The sequence below is a fragment of the Blastococcus sp. SYSU DS0533 genome (assembly GCF_054050775.1).
Window position 1 is genome coordinate 56106 of sequence record NZ_JBJGZZ010000005.1, and the last position, 24570, is coordinate 80675.

Here is a 24570-nt window from a genome sequence, read left to right on the forward strand (position 1 = left end):
GGCCCCGGGTCAGGCGGGCGGGCGCACCGCCGACCGGATGCGGACCGTCGTCCCCTCGGGGCTGGGGACGGCGGTGACCTCGGCGAAGGCGCTCATCAGCGTGGAGCCGCGGCCGCGGTCCATGCTGGGCACCCGTTCCCGCCACTGGCCGTGGTCGCGGACGGTGATCTCCACGACCCCGTCCTCCACGACGGCCGACACCTCGACGACCGGCTCGATCGGGTCCTGGGCGTGCTCGATCGCGTTGCTCGTGGCCTCGCAGGCAGCGACGAGCAGGTCGTAGGCCTGCTCCTCGCCGACCCCGGCGCCGGCCAGCAGCGCGCGGAGCCGCCGGCGCACCACGGGGATGGACGAGAGCGCCGACGGCAGCCGCCAGTGCGCGCGGGAGCCGTCGTCGGAGGAGCCGCCGGCACGGGGAGCCGGCACCGGTTCGGTTGCGTGCCCCGGCCGCTCCACGTGGGCGGCGACCAGGGACGCCTGCGGCGGGGCGGCGACGTCGCGGGGGCCGGCGGGTTCCACCGCGCGGCCGGCCGCCCGCTCGAGCGCCACCCGCACGCGGGCGAGCAGCTCCGCGGCGCGGAAGGGCTTGGCGAGGTAGTCGTCGGCGCCGGCCTCCAGCCCCTCCACGGAGGCCTCCTGCCCGGCGCGGGCGGTCAGCACGATCACCGGGACGTCGCGCGTGGCCGGGTCCGCCCGCAGCGCCCGGAGCAGCTCGAACCCGTCGACCCGCGGCATCATCACGTCGGTCAGCACCAGGGCCGGGCGCCGCGCGGCCACCGCGGCGAGCGCCTCCTCGCCGTCGGCCGCCGTGCGCACCGCCCAGAAGGGCCGCAGCAGGCGGGTGAGGTAGCTGCGCATGTCGGCGTTGTCGTCGACGACCAGCACGTCGGCGGCGTCCGGGGAGCCGTCCGGCCGGCCCGCCGGTCGCGTCCCCTCCTGCTCCCAGCTCTCGGCCTCGCCGCGAGCGGCGTCGGACGGGGCCGCCGCCGGGCCGTCGGCTGCGGCGTCGGGCTCGCCGAACGGCAGCGAGACCGTGAAGGTGCTGCCCCGGCCCGGCTCGCTGGTCACGGTGACCGTGCCGCCGTGCAGCGCGGCCAGCTCCTGCACCAGGGCCAGGCCGATGCCGGTGCCCTCACGGGTCCGGGCGGCGGCACCGGCGACGCGGTGGAAGCGCTGGAACAGCTGGGGGAGCTCCTCGGCGACGATGCCCACGCCGGTGTCCGCCACGGTGAGCACGACGCGGTCGTCGACGTCGCGGAGGACGACGTCGATCCCGCCCACGAAGGTGTACTTCACCGCGTTGGCGAGGAGGTTGACGACGATCTTCTCCCACATCCGCGGGTCCACGTGGGCCGGCCGACCCAGGGGCGGGCAGTCGACGGTCAGGCGCAGCCCCGCCCGCTCGGTGGCCGACCGGAAGATGCCGGCCAGCTCGGCGGTGAAGGTGGCCACGTCGGTCGCGACCCGCACCGGCGCGGCCCGCCCGGCCTCGATGCCGGCGAAGTCGAGCAGGTCGTCGACCAGGCGGCGCAGCCGGCGCCCGTTGCGCACGGCGAGGGTGACCTGCTCCCGCACGTCCTCGGTCAACCCGGCGTCCGGGTCCTCGAGCACGTCCTGGAGCGGCCCCAGCAGCAGCGTCAGCGGCGTGCGCAGCTCGTGGCTGACGTCGGCGAAGAAGGTCGTCTTGGCACGATCGAGCTCGGCGAGCGACTCCGCCCGCCGGCGTTCGCTCTCGAAGGCGCGGACGGTGCCCAGCGCGCCGGCGAACTGGCCGGCCACCAGCTCGTGGAAGGCGCGGTAGTCGGCGTCCAGGGCCCGGTTGGGTGACTTGCCGAGCACCAGCAGACCCGCGGGCTCGGTGTCCCGGCCGACCCGCAGCGGCAGCACGACCGCCTCGGTCACCGGATCGCCCCACGGGCCTCCGGTCAGGCCCAGGGAGGCGACCGGTGGCAGGACGGTGCCGGCACCGCCCCCCTCGGGGAGCAGCCCCGGTTCGACCCCGGTCACCGCCACGCGGCCGTACGTGCCCTCCCCGGTGGCCAGGTAGACGGCGGCGAAGGGGACGTCCATCGGGTTCTCGCCCAGGGCGGCGCACATGGTCGCGACCGTCTGCCGCGCGTCGTCCGGCTGCCCGCCGACGACCGACAGCGAGTGCAGCAGCTGCTGGCGGCGGGCGGCGAGCAGCTCCCCGGTCACCTCCGTGCAGACGGCGTGCATGCCGGCGACGCCGCCGTCGTCGTCGAAGGCCGGTGCGTGGGAGACGGTGAAGTAGGTCTCCTCCCGGTAGCCGGCGCGCTCGAGCAGCAGCAGCAGCCCGGGCAGCCAGGAGCCCTCGCGGGCGGCCATCGCGTGCTCGACCGGGGGGCCGAGGGCGTCCCACCCCTCGGCCAGCGTCTGCCGGATGTCCTGGCCGATCGCCGGGTGCTTGGCGCCGATGAGGGGTGCGTACGCGTCGTTGTAGAACTGCAGGAAGTCCGGGCCCCAGGTCAGGACCATGGGGAACTTGGACACCAGCACCGTGCGCACGGCGAACCGCAGGCTCGCCGGCCAGCCGGCGACCGGGCCGAGCGGGGTGCCCGCCCAGTCGAACCCGGCCATGATGCGGCCGGCCTCGCCCCCGGCGGCGAAGAGCTCGCCGCCGTCTGCGCCCGACGACCTACCGCGGCCCACGTCCACCTCCAGCGTGAGATCCATGCGTCACGAAGTCGTCGGCCCCCTGTGCGGACCCGTCCCCAGCTCGCGTGCGGTGGGGCAGGGGCTCCTCCTAGAGCCGCTCGACCACGTGGTCGATGCATGCCGTCAGGGCCTGCACGTCGTCCGGGTCCACCGCGGGGAACATGCCGACGCGCAGCTGGTTGCGGCCGAGCCGGCGGTAGGGCTCGACGTCGACGATGCCGTTGGCGCGCAGCGTCGCCGCGACGGCCGCGGCGTCGACGGAGCCCGCGAAGTCGACGGTGCCCACGACGTAGCTGCGGTGCTCCCGCTCGGCGACGAACGGCGTGGCGTACGCCGACCGCTCCGCCCAGCCGTAGAGCCGCGACGAGGACTCGCGGGTGCGCTCGACGGCGGCGGACAGCCCGCCGAGGGAGAGCAGCCAGTCGATCTGGTCGGCCAGCAGGAACAGCGTGGCGACGGCCGGGGTGTTGTACGTCTGGTCCTTCGCGGAGTTGTCCACGGCGATCGACAGGTCGAGGAAGGCGGGCACCCAGCGCCCCGACGCCTTGATCTCGGCGATCCGCTGCAGGGCGTCGGCCGACATCAGCGCCACCCAGAGCCCGCCGTCGGAACCGAAGGACTTCTGCGGGGCGAAGTAGTAGACGTCGGTCTGCGAGACGTCGACGGGGAGGCCCCCGGCACCGGAGGTGGCGTCGACGAGCACCAGGGCGTCCTCCGTGCCGCTGGGCCGCGAGATCGGCGCCATGACGCCGGTCGAGGTCTCGTTGTGCACCCAGGCGTAGGCGTCGACGCCCCGGGTGGCCGCCGGCAGCGCCAGCGAGCCCGGCTCGGCGGTGACGACCACCGGCTCCCCGAGGAACGGCGCCTCCGCCGCCGCGGCGGCGAACCGGGCGGAGAACTCCCCGTAGCTGCCGAAGGCGGCGCGGTCGCGGATGAGCCCGAACAGGGCGGCGTCCCAGAACGCGTTCGTCCCGCCGTTGCCGAGCACCACCTCGTAGCCGTCCGGGAGGTCGAACAGCTGGGTCAGCCCCTCCCGGACCCGGCGGACCAGGGCCTTCACCGGCGCCTGGCGGTGGGAGGTGCCCATGACCGCGGCCCCCTCGCCGGCCAGGGCGCGCAACGCCTCGGGGCGCACCTTGGACGGCCCGCTCCCGAACCGGCCGTCGGCCGGCAGGAGCGCCGGGGGGATGGTGAGGGTCATGCCGTTGAGGGCCTCTCGGGGTGACGTGCTGGAACGGCCACCCGTCAGGGCCCCGCGCCGGGCTCGCGAGGCGTGGGGCCCTGGAGAGTGGTCCTCGTTCAGGCCGGCTGGGCGGCCTTGGTGTTGATGGTGTCCCAGCCCTCGACGGCGTCGGGCTTGCGCGGCGCGGGGCCGATGTAGCGGGCGGACGGGCGCACGAGGCGGCCGGTGTTCTTCTGCTCGAGGATGTGCGCGCACCAGCCGGCGGTGCGGGCGCAGGTGAACATCGAGGTGAACATGTGGCTGGGGACTTCGGCGAAGTCGAGGACGATGGCCGCCCAGAACTCCACGTTCGTCTCGACCGGCCGGTCGGGACGCCGCTCGCGCAGCTCCTTGAGGGCGGCGTTCTCGAGAGCCAGGGCGGCCTCGAAGCGCGGGGCGCCGAGCTCCTGGGCGGAGCGGCGGAGCACGCGGGCGCGGGGGTCCTCGGCGCGGTAGACCCGGTGGCCGAAGCCCATCAACCGCTCCTTGCGGTCGAGCAGGTCCTTGACGTACTTCTCGGCGTCGCCGGTCTTCTCGACGTCGTCGAGCATGTGCAGCACCCGGGAGGGGGCGCCGCCGTGCAGCGGGCCGGACATGGCGCCGATCGCACCGGACATCGCGGCCGCGACGTCGGCGCCCGTGGAGGCGATGACGCGGGCGGTGAACGTCGAGGCGTTCATGCCGTGCTCGGCGGCGGAGGTCCAGTAGGCGTCCACCGCGGCCACGTGGCGGGGGTCGGGCTCGCCGCGCCAGCGGACCATGAAGCGCTCGACGATCGTCGCCGCCTCGTCGATCCGGCTCTGCGGGACGGCGGGGACGCCGATGCCGCGGGCGGACTGCGCGACGTAGGACAGCGCCATCACCGCGGCGCGGGCCAGCTGGTCGCGCGCCTCCTCGGCGCTGATGTCCAGCAGCGGGCGGTAGCCCCAGAACGGGGCCAGCATCGCCAGGGCTGCCTGGACGTCGACGCGCACGTCGCCGCTGTGCACCGGGATCGGGAACGGCTCGGCCGGCGGCAGCCCGGGACCGAACTTGCCGTCGACCAGCAGTGCCCAGACGTTGCCGAAGGTGACCTTGCCGACCAGGTCCTCGATGTCGACACCGCGGTAGCGCAGCGCACCGCCGTCCTTGTCCGGTTCGGCGATCTCGGTCTCGAAGGCGATGACGCCTTCCAGGCCGGGTACGAAGTCGTCGGCCATCTCGCAAGCTCCTCTGCGCGCGGACCCACGTGCGCGCAGGAACTGGCGCACGATTGCCTGCCGACCCTAGGCCGTCCGACCCGTCCTGGCGCAAGCGGGGCGGTGCGGACGCCCTCCCGAGCCGTCCGGCGGAGCCGGTGTCAGCATGGCGGGGTGCCCGACCTGACCCGCATGCGCAACGACTACACGCTCGGGCGGCTGCGCGAGGAGGAGCTTGCCCCCACGTGGGTCGAGCAGTTCGACCGCTGGTTCGCCGACGCCGTCGCCGCGGAGATCCCCGAGCCCAACGCCGTCGTGGTGGCGACCGCCGACGCCGACGGGGCCCCCGACGCGCGGATCGTGCTCATGAAGGGGTACGACGCCGACGGCATCGTGTTCGGCACCAGCTACGCCTCGGCCAAGGGGGCGCAGCTGGCGGTGAACCCGCGCGCCGCGCTGGTATTCCCGTGGCACGCGCTGCAGCGGCAGGTGCGGGTGACCGGCCGGGTGGAGCGGATCGGCGACGCCGCCTCGGACGGGTTGTGGGACCCGCGGCCGCGCGGCTCGCAGCTCGCCGCGGTCGCCTCGGTGCAGTCGACCGTCGTCGACTCCCGCCAGGAGCTCGAGGAGCGGGTGCGGCTGCTGGACGCGCAGACGCCGGAGGGGCCGGTGCCCCGCCCCGAGGTGTGGGGCGGCTACCGGGTGGTTCCGGAGCGGGTGGAGTTCTGGCAGGGCGGGGCGGACCGGCTGCACGACCGGCTGCGCTTCGTCCGCGACACGGCCGAGGGCGGGGGCTGGATCGTCCAGCGGCTCGCCCCGTGAGCCGGCGGCGGACGCCATGAGCCAGCCGGTCGACCCCGTCGAGGGGGGCGCGCCGGTCGAGGAGCCGGTCCCGGAGCGGGTGCGCCGGCGCGGCTGGGCGATCGACACCACGCCGCTGCGCGATCCCCGCTACCGGCGGCTGTTCTGGGGCATCGCCACCACCACGGTCGGCCAGCAGATGACGCTGGTGGCCGTCCCCTTCCAGGTCTACCTGCTGACCGGCTCCTCGTTCATGGTGGGCGTGACCTCGGTGGTCGCGCTCGTCCCGCTCATCGTCTTCGGGCTGCTCGGCGGCGCGATCGCGGACGCCATGGACCGCCGGCGGCTGCTGGTGGTCACCTCGATCGGTGCCGCGGTGACCAGCGCGCTGCTCGCGGCGCAGGCGCTGCTCCCGGGCGGCGGGAACCTGGTCCTGCTGTGGGTCCTGACGGCCGCGGTCTCCGCCTTCACCGCGGTGAACTCGCCGGCGCGCTACGCCGTCATCCCGGCGCTGGTGGGCACGGCCGGCGTGCCCGCCGCGAACGCGCTGGCCATGACCGTCCGGCAGATCGGCGTGATCGTGGGCCCGCTGCTCGCGGGGCTGCTGATCGGGCTCGGCTCGCTGTTCACCGCCTACGCCATCGACGCCGCCGGTTTCGTGGTCGCCGCCGTGCTGCTGCGGGGGCTGCCGCCGCTACCACCGGGGCGCGACGCCGGCACGTTGCGGCTGGGCGCCGCCGTGCGCGGGGTGGGGGAGGGCTTCGCGTTCCTGCGCACCCAGCCCGTGCTGCTCATGACCTTCGTCGTCGACATCGTCGCGATGCTCTTCGCCTGGCCGCAGGCGGTCTTCCCCGAGCTGTCCGAGACCCGGTACGCCGAGTCGCCCAACAGCCTGGGCTGGCTCTTCGCGGGCATCTCGATCGGTGCGCTCGCCATGGGGCTGACGTCGGGCTGGGTGTCGAAGGTCGACCGGCAGGGCGCGGTGGTGATCGTCTCGATCGCGGTGTGGGCGGTGGCGATCATCGGCTTCGGCTTCGCCCCGACGCTGTGGCTGGCGGTGCTGTGCCTGGCCGTCGCGGGCGCGGGGGACATGGTGAGCGCGGTGCTGCGCAGCTCGATGCTGCAGACGGCGGCGCCCGAGGAGATGCGCGGCCGGATGCAGGGGGTCTTCATCGTCGTGGTCACCGGCGGCCCCCGGCTGGGTGACCTCCGCGCCGGCGGCCTGGCCAGCGCGGCCGGGGTCACCTTCGCCATGGCGTCCGGGGGCGTCGTGGTGCTGGTCGCGATGGTCGCCGTCGCGCTGCTGGTGCCCTCGTTCTGGTTCTTCCGCGCCTCGCAGGCGGCTGTCGACCGGACCGGCTGAGGCGCGGGGGCCCGGCCGGGCTCGCCCGCCCCCGAGAGTGGCGAGGCCGGCCGGACGTCCGACCCCGTAACCGGTACCCGCCGTTCCTACTCACCGGTAGTCCACGCAGTGGGATCAGGCGAGCGCCCCGGCGACGGTGCGCAGGTCGGTGACCAGGGCGTCGTACGCGGCGGCGCGCGCCTCGTCGGGGGTGCGCAGGATCGCCGACGGGTGCGTGGTCGCGAGGATCCACGTCTGGTGCGCGGCGTCCTCGTCGTCGTCCTCCGTCGGCGCCGGGGCGCCCGGCGGGGTCCAGGGGAGCAGCCGGCCGTGGTCGCGGGTGATCCGGAACGACGGCGAGATCAGGCCCTTGGCCGCCGTCGCGCCGAGCGCCACGACCACCTCGGGCTGCAGGACGGCGAACTCCGCCTCCAGCCACGGCCGGCAGGCCCGCAGGTGCTCGGGCCGGGGCGTCTGGTGGATCCGTCGCTTGCCCTTCACGGTGTGCGAGAAGTGCTTCACCGAGTTCGTGACGTAGCTGTCCCGCCGGTCGATGCCGGCGTCGGCCAGGGCCTTGTCGAGCAGCCGCCCCGCGGGGCCGACGAAGGGCTCGCCCTTCCGGTCCTCCTGGTCGCCCGGCTGCTCGCCGACGAAGACCACCCGGGCGGTCTCCGGCCCCTCCCCGAACACCGTCTGGGTGGTGTCCTGCCACAGCTCGCAGGCCCGGCACCGGGCCGCGGCCGACCGCAGCTGCGCCAGCCCGACCCCGGCGGGCGGCCGGGCGACGCCGTTCTCCTCGCTCATGGGCCGATGAGACCGCAGGAGGCGCCCGGGCGCGACCGGTCGCGCGCCGTTCGCGGACACGTTCCCGGGACGTCGTCGTCCCGCACGCCACCGACCGATACGGTCGGTCCACCGGTGAGGACGACGGCAGGAGGACGGGTGCTCGAGTTCGACGGGCTCCACAAGAGCTTCGGCGACGTGCGGGTGCTGGAGGGGGTCGGCTTCACGGTCGCCCCCGGCACCATGTTCGGGTTCTGCGGGGCCAACGGCGCCGGCAAGACGACGACGATGCGGATCGCGATGGGCCTGCTGCGGCCCGACGCCGGTGAGGTGCGCTGGCGGGGTGCCCCGCTCGACGCGGCCGCCCGCACCCGGATCGGCTACATGCCGGAGGAGCGCGGCCTCTACCCGAAGATGAAGGTGGGCGAGCAGGTCACCTACTTCGCGCGGCTGCACGGCCTCGACGCCGCCGCGGCGGCGGAGGCCTCGGCGGAGTGGGTGGAGCGGCTGGGGCTCGGCCCACGCCGCGGGGAGCAGGTGGAGAAGCTCTCGCTGGGGAACCAGCAGCGGGTGCAGCTGGCCGCCGCGCTGGTGAGCCGGCCCGAGGTGCTCATCCTCGACGAGCCGTTCTCCGGCCTGGACCCGGTCGGCGTCGACTCGCTGGCCGATGCGCTCCTCGAGCAGGTGCGCACCGGCGTCCCCGTGGTCTTCTCCAGCCACCAGCTCGACCTCGTCGAGCGGCTGTGCGACTCCGTCGGCATCCTCGCCCGCGGTCGGATGGTGGCCAGCGGCACCGTGCCCGAGCTCAAGCGCCGCGAGGCGGGCCGGCTGCTCCGCGTCGTCGTCCCCGACGCCCCGGCCGGCTGGGCGGCCGCGCTGCCCGGCGTCCGGGTGGTCTCGGAGTCCGCCGGCGACACGCTGCTCGACCTCGACGGCAGCGCCGACGACCAGGCCGTGCTGGCCGCCGCGATCCGCACCGGGCGGGTGACCCGCTTCGCGTGGCAGGAACCCACCCTGGTGGAGCTCTTCCGCGAGGCCGTGGCGGCTCCCGAGGCGCAGGAGGTGGCGGCGTGAGCGGCCGGGAGCTGGGCAGCGCGGCGCTGGTCAGGCTGGTGGCCGGCCGGGAGGTCTCGGCCCGGCTGCGCGACAAGAACTTCATCATCAGCTCCGTCGTGATCCTCGTGGTGCTGATCGGCCTCCTCGGGTTCCAGGTGGCCGTCAGCTCCGGCGGCGAGGCGACCCGCGTCGGCGTCGTCGGCTCCTCCGCCGCGCTGGAGGAGGCGCTCGAGGCCCAGGGCGACGCCCTCGACGTGGACGTCAGCGTCGTCGACCTGACCGACGAGGCCGCCGCCCGCACCGCGGTCGAGGAGGACGAGGTCGACGGCGCCCTCCTCACCGGCGGCGGGCAGCCCGAGCTGCTGGTCCGCCAGAGCGCCGGCGGGTCGCTCGGGGCGGTCGTCCAGGGGGCGGTGGGCCAGCTCGCCGTCGCCGAGCAGCTGGCCGAGGCGGGCGTCCCGGGGCTGCAGGTCCCCGAGGTCGCCGTCACCGCGCTCGATCCCGACGCCGATGCGGACGGGCAGCGCGTGGTCGCCGCCATCATCGGGGTGGGCATCCTGTACGGCCTGCTCATCATGTTCGGCCAGTTCGTCGCCCAGGGCGTGGTCGAGGAGAAGTCCAGCCGCGTGGTGGAGCTTCTCCTCGCGACCATGCGTCCCTGGCACCTGCTCGCCGGCAAGATCCTCGGCCTCGGCCTGCTCGGCCTCGCACAGATCGTGCTCGTCGCGGTCGTCGGCGTGGCCGGCGCGCTGACCTTCGACATCGTCGAGGTGCCCGGTGACCTGATCGGCACCGCCGTCTCCGTCGTCGCCTGGTTCGTGCTGGGCTACGCGTTCTACGCGGCGGTGTTCGCGGTCGCCGCGTCGCTGGTCAGCCGCCAGGAGGACCTCGGGTCGGTGCTGACCCCGACGACGCTCGTCCTCGTGGCGGCGTTCGTGGTGGGGCTCCAGGCGGCCGGCGACCCGGCCAGCCTCCTGGCCGTGGTCACCTCCTACGTGCCGGGGCTCTCACCGCTGGTCATGCCCGTGCGGCAGGCGGCCGGCGAGGTGGCCGGCTGGGAGATCGCGCTGTCGGTCGCCCTCATGGTCGTCGCCATCGCCGCCGTCGTGCGCCTCGGCGGGCGCATCTACTCCGGGGCGCTCCTGCGCACCAACGGGAAGACCAAGCTCCGGGAGGCGCTGGCCGCGGAGCGTTCGTAGCGGGTTCGGGCCCGGCCGGCTCCGGGTAGCCGCGCGGCATGGCGATGCAGCTGGGCTACACGATGATGACCGAGCAGGCCGGGCCGAGGGACCTGGTCCGCCACGTGGTGGGTGCCGAGGAGGTCGGGTTCGACTTCGCCGTCAGCAGCGACCACTACTTCCCGTGGCTGGACGAGATGGGGCACTCGCCGAACGCCTGGGTGACCCTCGGGGCGGCGGCGCAGGCCACCAGCCGGATCCCGCTGATGACGTACGTGACCTGTCCGACCTTCCGCTACCACCCGGCGGTCGTGGCCCAGCAGGCCGCGACCCTGCAGATCCTCTCCGAGGGCCGGTTCACCCTGGGCATCGGCGCCGGGGAGAACCTCAACGAGCACGTGGTCGGCGGCGGGTGGCCGCCGGCCGACGTGCGGCACGAGCGGATCGTGGAGGCGCTGCAGATCATCCGCGATCTCTTCGACGGGGTGGGCTACACCAACTTCCGCGGCGAGCACTTCGACTGCGAGTCCGCGAAGCTCTGGGACCTGCCGGAGAAGCGGGTGCCCATCGGCTTCGCGGCCGGTGGCAAGCAGGCGGCCACGATCGCCGGCGAGCTGGCCGACGTCCTGATCGCGACCGACCCGATGAGCGAGCTCGTGGAGCAGTTCGAGAGCGCCGGCGGCGCCGGGAAGCCGAAGGTCGCGCAGATGCCGATCAGCTTCGGCACCGACAGGGAGGCCGCCGTGCAGCGGGCGCACAGCCTGTTCCGCTGGTTCGGGCTGGGCTGGAAGGTCAACGCCGAGCTGCCCGGCACCAGCGCCTTCGACGCCGCGAGCCAGTTCGTCACCCCCGACGACGTCGCCGGGTCCATCCCGTGCGGTGACGACGTCGAGGCGGTGATCGAGGGCGCCAAGGAGTACGCCGAGGCGGGGTTCACCCACCTGGCCCTCGTGCAGATCGGCGGCGACCAGCAGGAGCCCTACCTCGACTGGGTGCGCGGCTCGCTGATGCCGGCCTGGCGGGAGGCGTTCGGCAGCTGATCGGCGGCGGGGTCGGCTGATCGGGTGACCGGCCGGCCCCGGGCCGCTCCGTTGGGGTGAGGTCCGGGCGCGAGGGGGCGCGCAGCGCGTCCCCTCGCCGCGATCATCGGCGGCATGACCGAGGACCTGGACGTGCGGCTGCGGCGGCTGCTCGCCTCCGACGACGCCGACGCGCTGATCGACCTCGGCTGCGACCTGGCCGACGCCGGCCGGCAGACCGACGCCGAGGCATGCTTCCGCCGCGCGTTCGACCTGGGCGACTCGGTCGCTGCGTTCAACCTCGGCAACTCGCTCGCCGCGCAGCAGCGCTGGGAGGAGGCGGTCGACGCCTACGAGGTCGCCCTGCGCGGCGGCGAGGCCGACGCCTGGCGCAACCTGGGGCTGGTGCTGGAGGACCTGGGCGACCTCGCCGGCGCGATGCGCGCCTACCGGGGCGCGGCCGCCGCCGGTGACCTGGAGGGCGGGCTGCAGCTGGCGTTCCTGCTCCGGGAGCAGGGCGAGCGCGAGCACGCCATGGCGGTCGCGGAGGAGTTCGCCGCCGCCGGTGACGCGGAGGCGGCGGCCGTCGTCGCCTGCTGGCGCTGGTGCTCGACCTTGGACCCGGCGCTGGAGGAGGACCTGCGCACCGGCCAGCACCACTTCCCGGCCGCCCGCGCGGACCTGGCGCACCTGCTGCGCGAGAGCGGCCGGTCGGCCGAGGCCCGCTCGGTGCTCGAGCGCGGGGCCAAGCTCGGTGAGCAGGTGGCGTGGCTGCCGCTGGGCAACCTCTACCGCGAGGAGCTCGGCGACGAGGAGGCCGCCGAGGAGGCCTACCGCAGCGGCATCGCCGCCGGCGACGCCTACTGCCACCAGAACCTCGGCGTGCTGCTGGCCGACCGCGGGGACCTCGAGGGCGCCGTGGAGCAGTTCCGCCTGGGCGCCGAGGCCGGCGACCAGCTCGCGGCGCAGTGCCTGCGGGAGCTCGAGCACTGAGAGGACCCGGTCCTCCTCACCGCTCGCAGGCTCGCGGTGAGCCTCTGGACGGGGCCTGTAGCAGGGGGGACACCGGCGCGTCACCTGCGTCGCCGATACTCGCGGTGTGAGCGAAGCCACTGTCGACGTCGCCGATCTCCGCCGCCACGGTGCCCCGGGTGCCGCCGACCGGGCGGACGACGAACCGCTGCGGGAGGACATCCGGCTGCTGGGGCGGGTTCTCGGCGAGGTCATCGGCGAGCAGGCCGGGCCCGAGGTGCTCGAGCTGGTCGAGTCCACCCGTGTGGAGGCCTTCCGCATCCGCCGCTCCGAGGTGGACCGCGCCGGGCTCGCGGCGCGCCTCGCCGGGCTGGACGTCCGTTCGGCCAACCACGTCATCCGGGCCTTCAGCCACTTCTCGCTGCTGGCCAACCTGGCCGAGGACATCCACCACGAGCGCCGCCGCCGGCACCACCGGCGTGCGGGGTCCCCGCCGCAGCAGGGCAGCCTGGCAGCGGCGTTCGCCCTGCTGGACGAGGCCGGCGTCGCGGAGGACACCGTGGCGCGCGAGCTCGCCGGTGCCCTGGTCTGCCCCGTCGTCACGGCCCACCCCACCGAGGTGCGCCGCAAGACCGTCTTCCAGGTGCAGCGGCAGGTCACCGAGCTGATCCGCCAGCGCGACCGCGCCGCCGACGGCGACGTCGACCCGCAGTGGTCGGCCCGGCTCTGGCGCTCGGTGCTCACGCTGTGGCAGACGGCGCTGCTGCGGCTCTCCCGGCTGCGACTGACCGACGAGATCGACGAGGCGCTGCGCTACTACGAGCTCTCGCTGTTCGAGGTGGTGCCGGCGATCAACGCCGAGGTGCGCCGCGCGGTCGAGCAGCGCTGGCCCGGGGCCGGGGTGCTGCGCCGGCCGGTCCTGCTGCCCGGGTCCTGGATCGGCGGCGACCGCGACGGCAACCCGTTCGTCACCGCGGAGGCGCTGCGCCGGGCGACCTCCCGGCAGGCCGGCACGGCGCTGGCCCACCACCTGGCCGAGCTGGCGGCGCTGCGCAGCGAGCTGTCGATGTCCGACCGGCTGGTGACGCCGACCCCCGGGCTCTACCACCTCGCGGAGGTCTCGCGGGACGACTCCCCGTTCCGCGCCGACGAGCCCTACCGGCGGGCGCTCACCGGCATCTCCGCGCGGCTGGCGGCCACCGCCGCCCGGGTGCCGGGCGCCGAGGCCGCCGACACCGGGCCGCTGCCCGCGCTGCCCCCGTACGAGGGCCCCGACGAGCTGCGGGCCGACCTCGACGTGGTGGACGCGTCGCTGCGCAGCCACGGGGCCGGGGCGCTCGCCGACGACCGCCTATTGCGGCTGCGCGAGGCGGTCGAGGTGTTCGGCTTCCACCTGTGCGGCCTGGACCTGCGGCAGAACTCGTCGGTGCACGAGCAGGTCGTCGCCGAGCTGCTCGCCTGGGCCGGGGTGTGCGACGACTACGCCGCGCTGGACGAGGTTGCACGGGTGGAGCTGCTCGCCGGCGAGCTGACGCTGCGCCGCCCGCTGGTCCGGCCCGACGCGCAGCTGTCCGACGAGACGCGCAAGGAGCTCGACGTCCTCCTCGCCGCCGCCGAGCGGGTGGCGCTGCTGGGTCCGCGGACGATCCCCAACTACGTGATCAGCATGTGCGAGTCGGTGAGCGACGTCCTCGAGGTCGCCGTCCTGCTCAAGGAGGTCGGCCTGCTGGACCCGGCGGGCGCCGACGGGCCCACCTGCCCGGTGGGCATCTCGCCGCTGTTCGAGACGATCGGCGACCTGCAGGCCGCGGCGACGACGCTCGGCGCGGTGCTCGACCAGCCCCTGTACCGGTCGCTCCTGGCGAACCGGGGAAACGTGCAGGAGGTCATGCTCGGCTACTCCGACAGCAACAAGGACGGCGGCTACCTCGCGGCCAACTGGGCGCTCTACCGCGCCGAGCTCGATCTCGTGGAGCTCGCCCGGCGCGAGGGCATCCGGCTGCGGCTCTTCCACGGCCGCGGCGGGACCGTCGGCCGGGGCGGCGGCCCCAGCTACGAGGCGATCCGCGCGCAGCCGCCGGGCGCGGTGGCCGGGGCGCTGCGGATCACCGAGCAGGGCGAGGTCATCGCCGCGAAGTACGCCGATCCGGACCTCGCCCGGCGCAACCTGGAGGCGCTGGTGGCCGCGACCCTGGAGTCGACGCTGCTCGACGTCGAGGGCCTCGGTCCGGACGCCGAGGAGGCCTACGCCCTGCTCGACGACCTCGCCGCCCGCGCGCAGCGGGCGTACCGGGAGCTGGTGCACGACACCCCGGGGTTCGTGCAGTGGTTCCGGGCCGCCACGCCGATCGGCGAGCTGGCCGAGCTGAACATCGGCAGCCGCCCGCCCTCGCGCAAGGCCGGGGACTCCATCGCCGACCTGCGGGCGATCCCGTGGGTGTTCAGCTGGTCGCAGACGCGGATCATGCTGCCCGGCTGGTACGGCACCGGGTCGGCGCTGGAAGGCTGGGTCGGGGACTCCGCTGAGCGCCTGGAGCGGCTGCGCGAGCTGCACCGGCGCTGGCCGTTCTTCCGCACGGTGCTGTCCAACATGGGCATGGTGCTGGCCAAGACCGACCTCGGGCTGGCGGCGCGGTACGCCGAGCTGGTGCCGGACGAGGAGTTGCGGGCGCGGGTGTTCGACCGGATCACCGCCGAGCACGAGCGCACCTGCCGGATGGCGCTGGCGGTCACCGGCGACGACGACCTGCTGGCCGACAACCCGTCACTGGCCCGGTCGATCCGCAACCGGTTCCCCTACCTGGAACCGCTGCACCACCTGCAGGTGGAGATGCTGCGGCGACGGCGGGGCGGGGAGGACGACGAGCTCACCAGTCGCAACATCCAGCTGACCATCAACGGCATCGCGACCGCGCTGCGCAACAGTGGCTGACCCGGGGCTGCGCACGGCGACCAGCGCCGACCTGCCGGCGGCGGCCGAGGCGCTGGGCCTGTCGCCGGCCGCGCTGGCCCCGGCGGTGCTCGACCCCTGGGCGCGGGTGCTGGTCGGCGAGGAGGGGCAGGGCGTGCTGGTCCGCCGGCAGTGGACGGACGAGGCCTCCGCCGCCGCCGTCGTGGTGCGCCGGGCCGGCGTGCCGCTGGACCACCCGGTCGTGCTCGCCGCGGCGGCGGGGTGGGGCTGCGACGGCGTGCGGCACCTGGCGACCGGCCGGTGCGTCGACGTGCCGGCGCCGCCGGCGGATGCGCCGCTGCCGCTGCGCTTCGCCCACCTGGCGGCGCTGGCGGCCACCCGGGTGGAGACGGCGGTCGCGCTGGCCCACGGCACCGGCGATGCGCGGACCAAGCGCGACGGCAGCCCCGTGCTGGCCGCCGATGCCGCCGCGCACGACGCCGCCGTCGAGGTGCTCGGTGCGCTGGGCGTGCCGGTGCTCAGCGAGGAGAGCCGCGACACCGCGGTGGCCGCCGGGCGGCCGTGGGTGGTGCTCGACCCGCTCGACGGCACCGGCAACTTCGCCGCCGGGCTGCCGCCCTGGGCGTTCTCCGCCGCGCTCGTGCACGAGGGGCGGCCGGTGGCCGGGCTGGTCGCCGACCTCTCCTCCGGCCGGCGCTGGGCGGCGGTCGAGGGGTGCGGCGCGGTGCGGGACGGGGTGCCGGTGCGGACCCGGGCCGGCGGCACCGTCGTCGTCCCCAGCGGGCCGCGGGGCGCCGCGGTGGCGGTGCCGGCGACCGCCCGACGGGTGCGGATCACCGGCTGCACCGCCGTCGACCTCTGCCTGGTCGCCGACGGTGCGGCGGCGGCCTGGCACGACCTGGACCGCAGCGGAACCCACGTGCACGACGTCGCCGGTGGGCTGGCGGTGCTGCTGGCGGCCGGGGGCGCGGTCCTCACCGTCGGCGGAGAGCCGCTCCGGCTCGTTCCCGACACGGGCGCGCTCATCCGGTTCGTCGCCGCCGCCGACGAGGCGTCGGCGCGCGAGCTGCTGGCCGCGCTGCGCTGACTCAGCGCCCCCGGGCCGCGGCCGCCCGGACGGCGGCCAGCAGCGACTCGCGCTCGTGCAGGGTCGTGCGGGCCCGGCCGCGGCTCGCGCCCAGCGCCCGCTCGGCGGCGTCGATGGCCCGCCAGTCGTCCAGCAGCACCGGCTCCGCGCCGCGGGCCTGCAGGGTGCGCACCAGGTCGTCGACCGGGCCGCGGACCCGCAGCGTGCCGTCGGCGGCGTCGGCCAGCAGCGCGGCGACGGTCTCCCGGGCGTCGTGCTTGTTGTGCCCGACCACCCCGGTGGGCCCGCGCTTGATCCACCCGGCGGCGTACTCACCGGGCGACGGGCGCCCGTCGCGCAGCACCCGCCCGACGCCGTCGTGGGCGACCGTGCCGGTGCGCTCGTCGACCGGCAGCCCGGGCAGCGGGGTCCCGAGGTACCCGACCGAGCGGACCACGAGGTCGGCCGGGAGCACCTCGAAGCGGCCGGTGCCCATCGCTCGGCCGTCACCGTCGACGGCGGTGCGCTCCACCTCGACGCCGGTGACCCGGTCGGTGCCCAGCAGCCGCACGGGGCGGGAGAAGAAGCGCAGCCGCAGCCGGGTGCGGCCGGGCTCCGGCGCGTGGGCGGACCACTCGCGCAGGACGGCGAGGTTGCGGGTGGCGTTGCGGTCGGCCGCGGCCCGGGCCTCGGTCTCGGCGTCGAGCTCGAGGTCGGCGGGGTCGACCAGCACGGTGGCCTCGGCGAGCTCGGCCAGCTCGCGCAGCTCCTGGGTGGTGAAGGTGGCCTGCGCCGGGCCGCGGCGGCCCAGCACCGTCACCTCCTCGACGGGTGCCGCCGCCAGCACGTCGATGACGTGCTGCGGCATGTCGGTCGGCTCGAGCTCCTCGGCGGTGCGGGCGAGGATGCGCCCGACGTCGAGGGCGACGTTGCCCACCCCGACGACCACCGCGCGCCGGACCCCGGCCAGCGCCGCCTCCACGGTGGCGCGGTCGGCGTCGGGGTGGCCGGTGTACCAGGCCACCAGGTCGGTGGCGGCCAGGCTGCCGGGCAGCTCCTCGCCCTCGATGCCGAGGTGCCGGTCGAGGGCGGCGCCGTAGGTGTAGACGACCGCGTCGACGTGCGCGCGCAGGTCGTCCAGCGAGAGCTCGGTGCCCACCTCGACGTTGCCGACGAACCGCACCAGCGGGTGATCGAGGCTGCGGTGCAGCGTGTCGCGGATCGCCCGCATCTTGGGGTGGTCGGGGGCGATGCCGTGGCGGACCAGGCCGAACGGGGTGGGCAGCCGGTCGACCAGGTCGACGGCGACCGGCACCTCGCTCTGGCGGGTCAGGGCGTCGGCGGCGTAGATGCCGGCCGGTCCGGCGCCGATGACCGCGACCCGCAGCGGGTGGTCAGCGGCCGGGGGAGGGGGAGCACCGTCGTCGACCACCCTGGCATCCTGGCCCGGCCGGGGCCGCGCCACCAGGGCAACCGCCCGGGTTGTTCGATCCCCGTCGTCCTCAGGAGGTCCCGTGTCCGTCGTCGTCGTCGCCACCATCACCCCGAAGCCCGAGGCGGTGGACGCCGTCCGCGAGGCGATCCTCGCCGCCGTGCCGCAGGTCCACGCCGAGCCCGGCTGCGAGCTCTACGCGCTGCACGAGGGCGACGGCGTCTTCGTCATGGTGGAGCGGTGGGAGAGCCCCGAGGCGCTGCGCACCCACGGCAAGGCCGAGGCGCTGACCACCCTCGGCGCGGCGCTGGCCGGCAAGCTTGCCGCCCCGCTGGACGTCCGCAGGCTGACCGCCGTCCCGGCGGGGGAGCCGGGCAAGGGCGCGCTCTAGCCCCGCGCGGTGCCCGCGCGGCAGGCGTGGTTGTGGTCGAGGTCGTCCTCGACCCACTGGACCATCACCACGCTGCCGCCGGGCACGAGCGGCTCCTCGGCGCAGCGCTCGCGGGCGTCCGCCCGGTCGTCGGCGCCGGCGAGCCAGCTGTCGAGGTCGGCGAGGTTGCTCCCCTCGGGAACCTCGCCGACGATCCGGCCCCACTGGTAGCCGGTCGAGTACACGCCCACCCGGCCGTCCCGCTCGGTGAGGTACTCGGTCATGCCCTCCAGCGTCGCCCGGTTGCGTGCGCGGGCGTCACCGGACCCCTGCTGCCAGGTGTTCATCGTCTCGACGTCGAGCCACCAGGTGTAGTGCTCGGGGCGGCTGTTCAGGGGCACCGACCGCGCGGCGGGCCGGAAGAACCACTGGACGCTGGTGCGCGCCCGTTCCCAGCCGTACTGCCAGCTGCAGGCCATCGAGTTGGCGGCGTCGCACTCGCCGTACGGCGTCTCGCCCGCGGACGGCCACGTGACCACCTGGTCGCGCACCTGGCCGGGGTTGGCGGTGTTGAGGTAGAGCTGCAGGGGCGGCTGACCGGGCACCGCGCCGGACGAGCCGGCGCCCCACTCCAGCTGCTGCGCCAGGCACGGGTTGGTGCGGGTGGCCAGCCCCCCGTTCACGCCGACGACGGCGAACGCGGCGTCATCGGGGAGGTCGGTGCCGCACTGCGGGTGGGAGACGTCGTAGCCGGTGCTGCTCCGCGGGGGCTCGCGGTCCACCGGCGCGGCCGAGGCCGCGGTGGGCAGTCCGACCAGCCCGGCCACCGCGGTCACCGTGATCGCCCGAAGTGACCGGTGTCTCATCCTCCCCGACGGTACACGCGCCCGGCGTGGGGGCCGCCGGCGTTCAGGTGGCCTGGCAGACCGGGCACCAGTAGAGGTTGCGGCCGACCATGACCTCCGTGCGGATCGGGGTGCCGCAGATCCGGCACGGCAGCCCGGTGCGCCGGTAGACGTAGTGCGCGTCCTCGCGGGTCACCGCCCCGCGGCGGCGGGAGCGGTCCTCGGGGCGGGTGGTCACGATGCGGCCCATGCGCACCCCCGACCGCATCAGGGTGACCAGGTCCCGCCACATGGCGGCCCACAGCTCGGCGCCGATCCCCTTGCCGGGGCGGAACGGCGAGACGCGGTGCCGGAACAGCAGTTCGGCGCGGTAGACGTTGCCGACGCCGGCGAGCACGGACTGGTCCATGAGGAGCGCACCCACGGCGGTGCGGCTACCCGCGATCCGCCGGTGGGCGAGCGAGCCGTCGGCGCGGGGTCGCAGCGGGTCGGGGCCCAGGCGGTCGAGGATCCGCGCGACCTCCGGGGTGGGCAGCACCTCGCAGGCCGTGGGGCCGCGCAGGTCGCCCCACACGCCGCCGCCGTCGGGCCCGTCGCCCACCCAGCGCATGCGCAGCGCGCCCTTGGCGACCGGGGGCGTCCCCGTACCGGTGAGGAAGGTGCCGTAGAGGCCCAGGTGTACGTGCAGGTGGTCACCGCCGAAGCGGGCGAAGAGGTGCTTGCCGTAGGAGAACACCTCGTCGAGCACCCGGCCGTCGAGCAGCGCGGCGCCGGCCTCGAACCGGCCCTGCGGGCTGGTCACGTGCACGGGGCGGCCGGCGAAGGGCAGCTGCAGGTGCTGCGCCAGCCGGTACAGGGTGTGGCCTTCGGGCACTCGCGCAGCGTAGGTGGCCCTCGGATCACCCGCCCGCCGGCCGACCGGTTCAGCGGTCGGCGGGGTTCAGTCCGAAGTGCGGCCGGTCCTCGGCCGCGACCAGGTCGACCAGCTCGGGGTGCTGCTGGATGTAGTGCCGCACGAAGGAGCAGTACGGGAGCACGGTCAGCCCGCGCTCGCGCGCCGCGTCGAGGACGCCGGCGACCAGGAGCTTGCCGATGCCCTGCCCACCCACGGCCGGGTCCACCTCGGTGTGCGGAAGGGTCATCTGCCCGTTGTCGACGTGGTAGCTGGCCAGTCCGACGACGCGCTCGCCCTGCCGGACCTCGAAGCGCCCCCGCTCGGGGACGTCGACCACCGTGGTCTCCATGGTTGCGACCCACCTCTCCTGACCCCCGGCGACGCTGCCGGGGCTCGGCTCGTTCCCAGCACCGTAACCCGCTGGAAGCGTCCGCTCTCTCTCCCGTACCGACGAGTCGGGTGCTGCGGGGGTTCCGGCGGGGCACCCGTTAGCCTTCGGGCGTCGGTCCGGCGTGGTGATGCGCGCCGTGGCCCCCGTAGCTCAGGGGATAGAGCATCGGTTTCCTAAACCGTGTGTCGCAGGTTCGAATCCTGCCGGGGGCACCGCATCGTCGTGCCCGCGCGGCGGGCCGGGCCGCAGGTGGTGCGACGCCCGCAGCCCCCCGCGACACGGCAGTGCGCCGGGGGCGGGACGTGCCGGGCCCGGCACACGAGGGGCCCCGACGAGCGGGCCCCGGTCCGACCGGAGCACGGGATCCCGCCCTGAGGCTGATGACGCGCACCGCCTCGCTCCGTCGCTGACCTGCGGCGCGGCGGGAGGAGATCTCGAGACGCCGCTCAAGCACCACGTTCACCCGACCGATGGAGTGCAGGTCAGGTCGTCACCGAACGTGAGCGGAGCAACCAGCGTGTCCATCTCCACCGGCGTCACCCGGGTCCTCGTCCTCGCCGACGCGCCCGTCCTGCGTCGCGGCCTGGTCGGCATGATCGACGAGACCGCCGGACTGCAGGTCGTCGGTGCGCCCGGTGAGCCGCGCCGCGCCCTGGTGCTGGCCGAGTCCGCCCGCCCCGACGCGGTGGTCGTGGAGCTCGGCTCCGGCCGCAGCGCCACGCTCACCGCCGTCCGCGACCTGCGCCGCCGCTTCCCGCGCACCGCCGTCGTCGCCGTGGCGACGTCGGAGGACCCGGCCGTGGTCAACGAGGCGCTCGCCGCCGGGATCCGCGGCTACCTGCTCATGAACGCCTCCGCCACGCTGCTGGGGTGGGCCGTGCTGGCCGCCCGCGCCGGGCGCACCGTCGTCGACCCGCAGATCCGCCGGGTGGAGCCCGGGACGGCCGCGCCGGTCGCCCGCGAGCTGACCCCCGCCGTGCCGCTGACCCGCCGCGAGTCCGACGTGCTCGACGAGTTGGTGCAGGGACAGTCCAACCGGCGGATCGGCGAGAACCTGTTCATCTCCGAGGACACGGTGAAGTCCCACGTCAAGGCGATCCTGCGCAAGCTGGGCGCCCGCGACCGCGCGCACGCCGTCTCGATGGTGCTGTCGGCGCGCAACGGCTGCACCTGCGGGTCGCACGACCTGACCGCCACCTCCGTCGAGGTCTGACGGGACGCCCCGCCGGCCCCGCCGGGGGTTACCGTGCTGGGCATGGTCGGCGTCCTGACCGCGCTGCTGCTGGTCGTGCTGCTGGCCGGGATCGTCGTCTGGTGGGTCTCGGTGCCGCAGCCGGCCGGCCGCGCGCTGCCCGCGCGCGAACGGGGGCTGCGGGAGCGGGCCGTCGCCGCGGCCCGCTGGCACGCCGGCCACGAGGAGGTCGGCGGCGTGACCCGGGTGCTGCTGCGCCGCAGCTGCCCCGGGCCGGACGGGCACCCCGAGGTGCTCGAGGAGCGGGTGTTCGAGACGTTCCCGGCGGACGACCCGCTGTGGGAGGCGCGCTTCACCGAGGCGATGGCGGGCGCCCGGTTCCGCTGCTCCTACCTCAACACCGAGGAGGGGCGGGAGTAGCCGGTCCGGCGGAGGGCAGGATGGGTGGCATGGGTCAGGTCGTCGCCACCACCGAACGTGTCCTGCGCGCCCCGGCGGACGTCGTCCGCGCCGCGCTCGCCGACTACGCCGTCACCCGGCCGAAGGTGCTCCCCGAGCAGTTCAGCGAGTACCGCGTGGACGCCGGCGGGCAGGGCGCCGGCACCAAGGTGCACTGGCGCCTGCAGGCCACCTCGAAGCGGGCGCGCGAGCAGGACGTCGTCGTCACCGAGACCCCGGACGGGGCGCTCGTGGAGACCGACACGAACTCCAGCATGGTCACCACCTGGACCGTCAGCGCCGCCGACGCCGGGGTGAGCACGGTGCGGGCGCGCACCACCTGGACCGGCGCGACCGGCATCGGCGGCTTCTTCGAGCGCACCTTCGCCCCCAAGGGCCTGGCCCGCATCCAGGACGCGATGCTCGACCGGCTGGAGCAGGAGGTCTCCGCCGGCTGAGCCCGGACGGCGTCAGGACGGCGAGCGCTCCTCGCCCGGCCAGCGGTAACCGGCCGCCTCGATCCGCCGGGACAGCTCCTCGCGCAGCCCGGCGCACTCCTCGGTGAGCGCGGCGAGCTGCCCGGTGTCGACCCGCAGCGCGGCCCGCCCGGTCGCCGCGGGGTCCGGCTCGGGCGCCGGGCGGGCGTGCTCGCTCCCGGTCACGGGCGCGTGCGACACGTACTGCTGCACGGCCGAGACCACCGAGCGACGCAGGCCGGCCGGGAGCCGGTCGGCCGGGTCGGCCGAGGCGGAGAGGACGAGGGTTGCGTCGAGCAGCAGGGCGACCGCCGGTGCGGTGCCCAGCTCGGCCGCTCGCGGGCGGTAGGCGTGCAGCAGGGGGTAGGCCCGGTGCTGCTGGGCGAGCGTCGTCAGCGTCGACGACAGCGACGACAGCGGGACGACCGCCGTGACCACGGAGCCCGGCGTGGCCAGGCCGGCCGCCACCTCCGCGCCGGTGCTGCCGAACCCGGTGGCCTGCGCCGCGAAGCTCCGCTTGACGACCACCGCGGAGATCACCGAGGTCAGGTAGGAGACCCCGAGGGTGATCAGCAGCATCCCGCTCAGCGCGGCGGCCACGGTGGCGAGCTGGAAGCCGGCGCCGGCGGGCTGGAACCCGCCGTTGCCGAGGGTGGCGACGCTGTACCCGGCGAAGTAGAAGCGCTCCCACACCGACGCCGACGCCCCGGTCGAGGAGCCGACGACCGCCTTCTGGCCGCCCAGGAAGACCAGCGACCAGCCGAGCCAGAGCAACGTGAACCAGGCGCCGACGGTCAGCCCGATGACGATGACGCCCGGGCCGCCCACCGCGCGCACCGGTGCGGCGTCGGCGACCGCAGGCCGCCGGGCCAGCCGCCACACCGCGCCGGTGATCAGCCGGGTCAGCGGACCGGGTCCGCTGGCGACGGCGAGCGTCGTGCGCACCTCGTCGACGATGGCGAAGGCCACGATCGCCAGGCCGAGGACGTCCCACCACCACCCGCCGGTCACGCGGTGCTCCGGCGACGTGCGGACGTGCTGCGGTCGATGGCCGCCTCCTCGGATCGGCGCGTGGTCAGGGGAAGGGTGACCGGGGAGGCGGCGGGCTACACACTGCGGACGGCGGCGCGCACGCCGTCCGCCAGGGACGATGGGCGGGTGACCGCAGCGCCACCCGCCGTCGACGGCCTCTCCGAGCTGACCGGCCTGCTCGCCGGGGGTGGGGCGCTCGTCCTCTCCGGCGCCGGGCTGTCCACCGATTCCGGCATCCCCGACTACCGGGGCGCCACCGGCTCGCTCCGCCGGCACAGGCCGATGACGTACCAGACCTTCACCCGCGACCCGCGGGGGCGGCACCGCTACTGGGCGCGCAGCTTCGTCGGGTGGCGGCAGATCGCCGAGGCCCGGCCCAACGCCGGCCACCGGGCGGTCGCGGCCCTGCAGAGGAGCGGGGCGGTGGCCGACGTCATCACCCAGAACGTCGACGGGCTGCACCAGGCCGGCGGCGCGCGGGACGTCCTTGAGCTGCACGGCGGCCTGGACCGCACCGTCTGCCTGGCCTGCGGCGACGTCGCCTCGCGCGCGGCGCTGGACCTGCGCCTGCGGGCGGCCAACCCGAATTTCCGCCCCGAGCCCATCGACGAGGTCAACCCCGACGGCGACGTCGAGCTGCCCGAGGAGGTGCTCGACGGATTCGTGATGGTGGACTGCCTGGCCTGCGGCCGGGGTCCGCTCAAGCCCGACGTCGTGTTCTTCGGCGAGACCGTGCCGCGGGACCGGGTCGACACCTGCTTCACGCTGGTCGACGACGCCCGGGCGCTGCTGGTGCTCGGCTCCTCGTTGACCGTGATGAGCGGCTACCGGTTCGTGATCCACGCCGCCAAGCGGGGCATCCCCGTCGCCATCGTCAACTCCGGGCCGACCCGCGGCGATGCGAAGGCGTCGCTCAAGGTCGACGCGCCACTGGGCGTGGTGCTGCCCGAGCTGGCCCGCCGGCTGTCGTGACGCGGGAGGTCGGGCACACCGACGACGGCCGGTGGATCGTCGTGGACGGCCGCCGGTGGCGCACCGCCGACCCCGCGCTGCCCGACGACGTCCGCGCCCGGCTGCTGCACCACCTGGGCGTGGCCCGCTCCGCGGTCCGGACCGGCCGGGGCGACCACGACGCGGTGGCCGCTGCCCGGGCCCGGGTGCAGCTGGTCAAGACGGGGCTCGGGGAGCGGGGCACCCCCTGGTGGGAGCAGGACGCCGCAGCGCGGCGCGACCGCTGGAAGGCGGCGCTGCGGGCGCTCGAAGGTTGACCACCTGCCCGGCAGGGCAGGTAGCCC

The 24570-nt window shown here is 75.4% G+C and carries 23 protein-coding genes and 1 tRNA gene; 15 read left to right on the forward strand and 9 right to left on the reverse strand.

The features are described 5' to 3' along the window. Positions 1 to 9: 9 nt before the first annotated feature. The 3 genes from ACI79W_RS08210 to ACI79W_RS08220 form a co-directional block, all read right to left on the reverse strand. Complete coding sequence (locus ACI79W_RS08210) at positions 10 to 2694, reverse strand: ATP-binding protein (protein WP_456561584.1); 2685 nt, start codon at positions 2692 to 2694, stop codon at positions 10 to 12. Between the two features lie 70 nt (positions 2695 to 2764). After that, the gene (gene serC, locus ACI79W_RS08215; protein WP_456561585.1) at positions 2765 to 3877 is read right to left on the reverse strand and encodes a phosphoserine transaminase; all 1113 of its coding nucleotides are present in this window, start codon (positions 3875 to 3877) and stop codon (positions 2765 to 2767) included. A 98-nt stretch (positions 3878 to 3975) separates the two neighbouring features. Further along, the gene (locus ACI79W_RS08220; protein WP_456561586.1) at positions 3976 to 5097 is read right to left on the reverse strand and encodes a citrate synthase 2; all 1122 of its coding nucleotides are present in this window, start codon (positions 5095 to 5097) and stop codon (positions 3976 to 3978) included. A gap of 153 nt (positions 5098 to 5250) precedes the next feature. On the opposite strand from ACI79W_RS08220, the gene pdxH reads away from it, so the two are divergent. After that, entirely contained in the window at positions 5251 to 5898 is a 648-nt protein-coding gene (gene pdxH / locus ACI79W_RS08225; protein WP_456561587.1) for a pyridoxamine 5'-phosphate oxidase, read from the forward strand. 16 nt (positions 5899 to 5914) lie between these two features. Further along, positions 5915 to 7240 carry an MFS transporter gene (locus tag ACI79W_RS08230; RefSeq protein WP_456561588.1) on the forward strand — a complete coding sequence of 442 codons (1326 nt, stop codon included), beginning with the start codon at positions 5915 to 5917 and terminating at the stop codon, positions 7238 to 7240. 114 nt (positions 7241 to 7354) lie between these two features. Here ACI79W_RS08230 and ACI79W_RS08235 read toward each other — a convergent pair whose 3' ends face one another. After that, positions 7355 to 8023 carry a UdgX family uracil-DNA binding protein gene (locus ACI79W_RS08235; protein ID WP_456561589.1) on the reverse strand — a complete coding sequence of 223 codons (669 nt, stop codon included), beginning with the start codon at positions 8021 to 8023 and terminating at the stop codon, positions 7355 to 7357. A 138-nt stretch (positions 8024 to 8161) separates the two neighbouring features. On the opposite strand from ACI79W_RS08235, the gene ACI79W_RS08240 reads away from it, so the two are divergent. From ACI79W_RS08240 to ACI79W_RS08265, 6 genes are all read left to right on the forward strand, one after another. Then, positions 8162 to 9076, forward strand: coding sequence for an ABC transporter ATP-binding protein (locus ACI79W_RS08240; RefSeq protein ID WP_456561590.1), 915 nt, complete (start codon positions 8162 to 8164; stop codon positions 9074 to 9076). Then, complete coding sequence (locus ACI79W_RS08245) at positions 9073 to 10257, forward strand: ABC transporter permease (RefSeq protein ID WP_456561591.1); 1185 nt, start codon at positions 9073 to 9075, stop codon at positions 10255 to 10257. Before ACI79W_RS08240 ends, ACI79W_RS08245 begins: the two co-directional genes overlap by 4 nt. Before the next feature lie 38 nt (positions 10258 to 10295). Further along, a complete protein-coding gene (locus ACI79W_RS08250; RefSeq protein ID WP_456561592.1) occupies positions 10296 to 11276 on the forward strand; it encodes a TIGR03557 family F420-dependent LLM class oxidoreductase in 981 nt (326 codons plus the stop codon). Between the two features lie 114 nt (positions 11277 to 11390). Then, positions 11391 to 12248, forward strand: a complete 858-nt coding sequence (locus ACI79W_RS08255) for a tetratricopeptide repeat protein (protein ID WP_456561593.1) — start codon at positions 11391 to 11393, stop codon at positions 12246 to 12248. A gap of 106 nt (positions 12249 to 12354) precedes the next feature. Then, entirely contained in the window at positions 12355 to 15159 is a 2805-nt protein-coding gene (gene ppc / locus ACI79W_RS08260; protein WP_456561594.1) for a phosphoenolpyruvate carboxylase, read from the forward strand. Beyond that, positions 15152 to 16225: an inositol monophosphatase family protein gene (locus ACI79W_RS08265; protein ID WP_456561595.1), complete on the forward strand. Its 1074-nt coding sequence runs from the start codon at positions 15152 to 15154 to the stop codon at positions 16223 to 16225. The genes ppc and ACI79W_RS08265 overlap by 8 nt, the downstream gene beginning before the upstream one ends. Position 16226: 1 nt before the next feature. Here ACI79W_RS08265 and ACI79W_RS08270 read toward each other — a convergent pair whose 3' ends face one another. Beyond that, positions 16227 to 17636: an FAD-dependent oxidoreductase gene (locus tag ACI79W_RS08270; protein ID WP_456561596.1), complete on the reverse strand. Its 1410-nt coding sequence runs from the start codon at positions 17634 to 17636 to the stop codon at positions 16227 to 16229. A gap of 82 nt (positions 17637 to 17718) precedes the next feature. Between ACI79W_RS08270 and ACI79W_RS08275 the strand changes: the two genes are divergently transcribed. Next, the gene (locus tag ACI79W_RS08275; RefSeq protein WP_456561597.1) at positions 17719 to 18027 is read left to right on the forward strand and encodes a putative quinol monooxygenase; all 309 of its coding nucleotides are present in this window, start codon (positions 17719 to 17721) and stop codon (positions 18025 to 18027) included. Here the strand turns inward: ACI79W_RS08275 and ACI79W_RS08280 are convergent. Genes ACI79W_RS08280 through ACI79W_RS08290 form a run of 3 tightly spaced genes read right to left on the reverse strand, consistent with a single transcriptional unit; the run spans position 18024 to position 20095 of the window. After that, positions 18024 to 18872 carry a hypothetical protein gene (locus ACI79W_RS08280; RefSeq protein ID WP_456561598.1) on the reverse strand — a complete coding sequence of 283 codons (849 nt, stop codon included), beginning with the start codon at positions 18870 to 18872 and terminating at the stop codon, positions 18024 to 18026. The two genes, ACI79W_RS08275 and ACI79W_RS08280, sit on opposite strands and share 4 nt — an antisense overlap. A gap of 43 nt (positions 18873 to 18915) precedes the next feature. Beyond that, on the reverse strand, positions 18916 to 19725 hold the full coding sequence (locus ACI79W_RS08285) for an Fpg/Nei family DNA glycosylase (protein WP_456561599.1): 810 nt from the start codon (positions 19723 to 19725) through the stop codon (positions 18916 to 18918). A gap of 49 nt (positions 19726 to 19774) precedes the next feature. Next, complete coding sequence (locus ACI79W_RS08290; protein ID WP_456561600.1) at positions 19775 to 20095, reverse strand: GNAT family N-acetyltransferase; 321 nt, start codon at positions 20093 to 20095, stop codon at positions 19775 to 19777. Positions 20096 to 20276: 181 nt separating this feature from the next. On the opposite strand from ACI79W_RS08290, the gene ACI79W_RS08295 reads away from it, so the two are divergent. The 4 genes from ACI79W_RS08295 (at position 20277) to ACI79W_RS08310 (ending at position 22225) form a co-directional block, all read left to right on the forward strand. Beyond that, positions 20277 to 20349 (forward strand) — tRNA-Arg (locus ACI79W_RS08295). A 305-nt stretch (positions 20350 to 20654) separates the two neighbouring features. Next, positions 20655 to 21350, forward strand: coding sequence for a LuxR C-terminal-related transcriptional regulator (locus ACI79W_RS08300; protein ID WP_456561601.1), 696 nt, complete (start codon positions 20655 to 20657; stop codon positions 21348 to 21350). A gap of 42 nt (positions 21351 to 21392) precedes the next feature. After that, the gene (locus ACI79W_RS08305; RefSeq protein WP_456561602.1) at positions 21393 to 21749 is read left to right on the forward strand and encodes a hypothetical protein; all 357 of its coding nucleotides are present in this window, start codon (positions 21393 to 21395) and stop codon (positions 21747 to 21749) included. A 29-nt stretch (positions 21750 to 21778) separates the two neighbouring features. After that, on the forward strand, positions 21779 to 22225 hold the full coding sequence (locus ACI79W_RS08310; protein WP_456561603.1) for an SRPBCC family protein: 447 nt from the start codon (positions 21779 to 21781) through the stop codon (positions 22223 to 22225). Between the two features lie 12 nt (positions 22226 to 22237). Here the strand turns inward: ACI79W_RS08310 and ACI79W_RS08315 are convergent, their stop codons facing one another. Then, positions 22238 to 23254, reverse strand: a complete 1017-nt coding sequence (locus tag ACI79W_RS08315; RefSeq protein ID WP_456561604.1) for a hypothetical protein — start codon at positions 23252 to 23254, stop codon at positions 22238 to 22240. 147 nt (positions 23255 to 23401) lie between these two features. Between ACI79W_RS08315 and ACI79W_RS08320 the strand changes: the two genes are divergently transcribed. Both ACI79W_RS08320 and ACI79W_RS08325 read left to right on the forward strand, forming a co-directional pair. Beyond that, complete coding sequence (locus ACI79W_RS08320; protein ID WP_456561605.1) at positions 23402 to 24247, forward strand: NAD-dependent protein deacetylase; 846 nt, start codon at positions 23402 to 23404, stop codon at positions 24245 to 24247. Beyond that, on the forward strand, positions 24244 to 24543 hold the full coding sequence (locus ACI79W_RS08325) for a biopolymer transporter Tol (protein WP_456561606.1): 300 nt from the start codon (positions 24244 to 24246) through the stop codon (positions 24541 to 24543). The genes ACI79W_RS08320 and ACI79W_RS08325 overlap by 4 nt, the downstream gene beginning before the upstream one ends. Positions 24544 to 24570: the final 27 nt, after the last annotated feature.

What these genes read in the sequence shown, in the direction of transcription:
- ACI79W_RS08235 (WP_456561589.1), bottom strand. Translation starts at nt 8,023, where the DNA reads ATGAGCGAGGAGAACGGCGTCGCCCGGCCGCCCGCCGGGGTCGGGCTG.
- ACI79W_RS08250 (WP_456561592.1), top strand. Translation starts at nt 10,296, where the DNA reads ATGGCGATGCAGCTGGGCTACACGATGATGACCGAGCAGGCCGGGCCG.
- ACI79W_RS08210 (WP_456561584.1), bottom strand. Translation starts at nt 2,694, where the DNA reads ATGGATCTCACGCTGGAGGTGGACGTGGGCCGCGGTAGGTCGTCGGGC.
- ACI79W_RS08220 (WP_456561586.1), bottom strand. Translation starts at nt 5,097, where the DNA reads ATGGCCGACGACTTCGTACCCGGCCTGGAAGGCGTCATCGCCTTCGAG.
- serC (WP_456561585.1), bottom strand. Translation starts at nt 3,877, where the DNA reads ATGACCCTCACCATCCCCCCGGCGCTCCTGCCGGCCGACGGCCGGTTC.
- ACI79W_RS08280 (WP_456561598.1), bottom strand. Translation starts at nt 18,872, where the DNA reads ATGAGACACCGGTCACTTCGGGCGATCACGGTGACCGCGGTGGCCGGG.
- ACI79W_RS08230 (WP_456561588.1), top strand. Translation starts at nt 5,915, where the DNA reads ATGAGCCAGCCGGTCGACCCCGTCGAGGGGGGCGCGCCGGTCGAGGAG.
- ACI79W_RS08290 (WP_456561600.1), bottom strand. Translation starts at nt 20,095, where the DNA reads ATGGAGACCACGGTGGTCGACGTCCCCGAGCGGGGGCGCTTCGAGGTC.
- ACI79W_RS08305 (WP_456561602.1), top strand. Translation starts at nt 21,393, where the DNA reads ATGGTCGGCGTCCTGACCGCGCTGCTGCTGGTCGTGCTGCTGGCCGGG.
- ACI79W_RS08310 (WP_456561603.1), top strand. Translation starts at nt 21,779, where the DNA reads ATGGGTCAGGTCGTCGCCACCACCGAACGTGTCCTGCGCGCCCCGGCG.
- ACI79W_RS08255 (WP_456561593.1), top strand. Translation starts at nt 11,391, where the DNA reads ATGACCGAGGACCTGGACGTGCGGCTGCGGCGGCTGCTCGCCTCCGAC.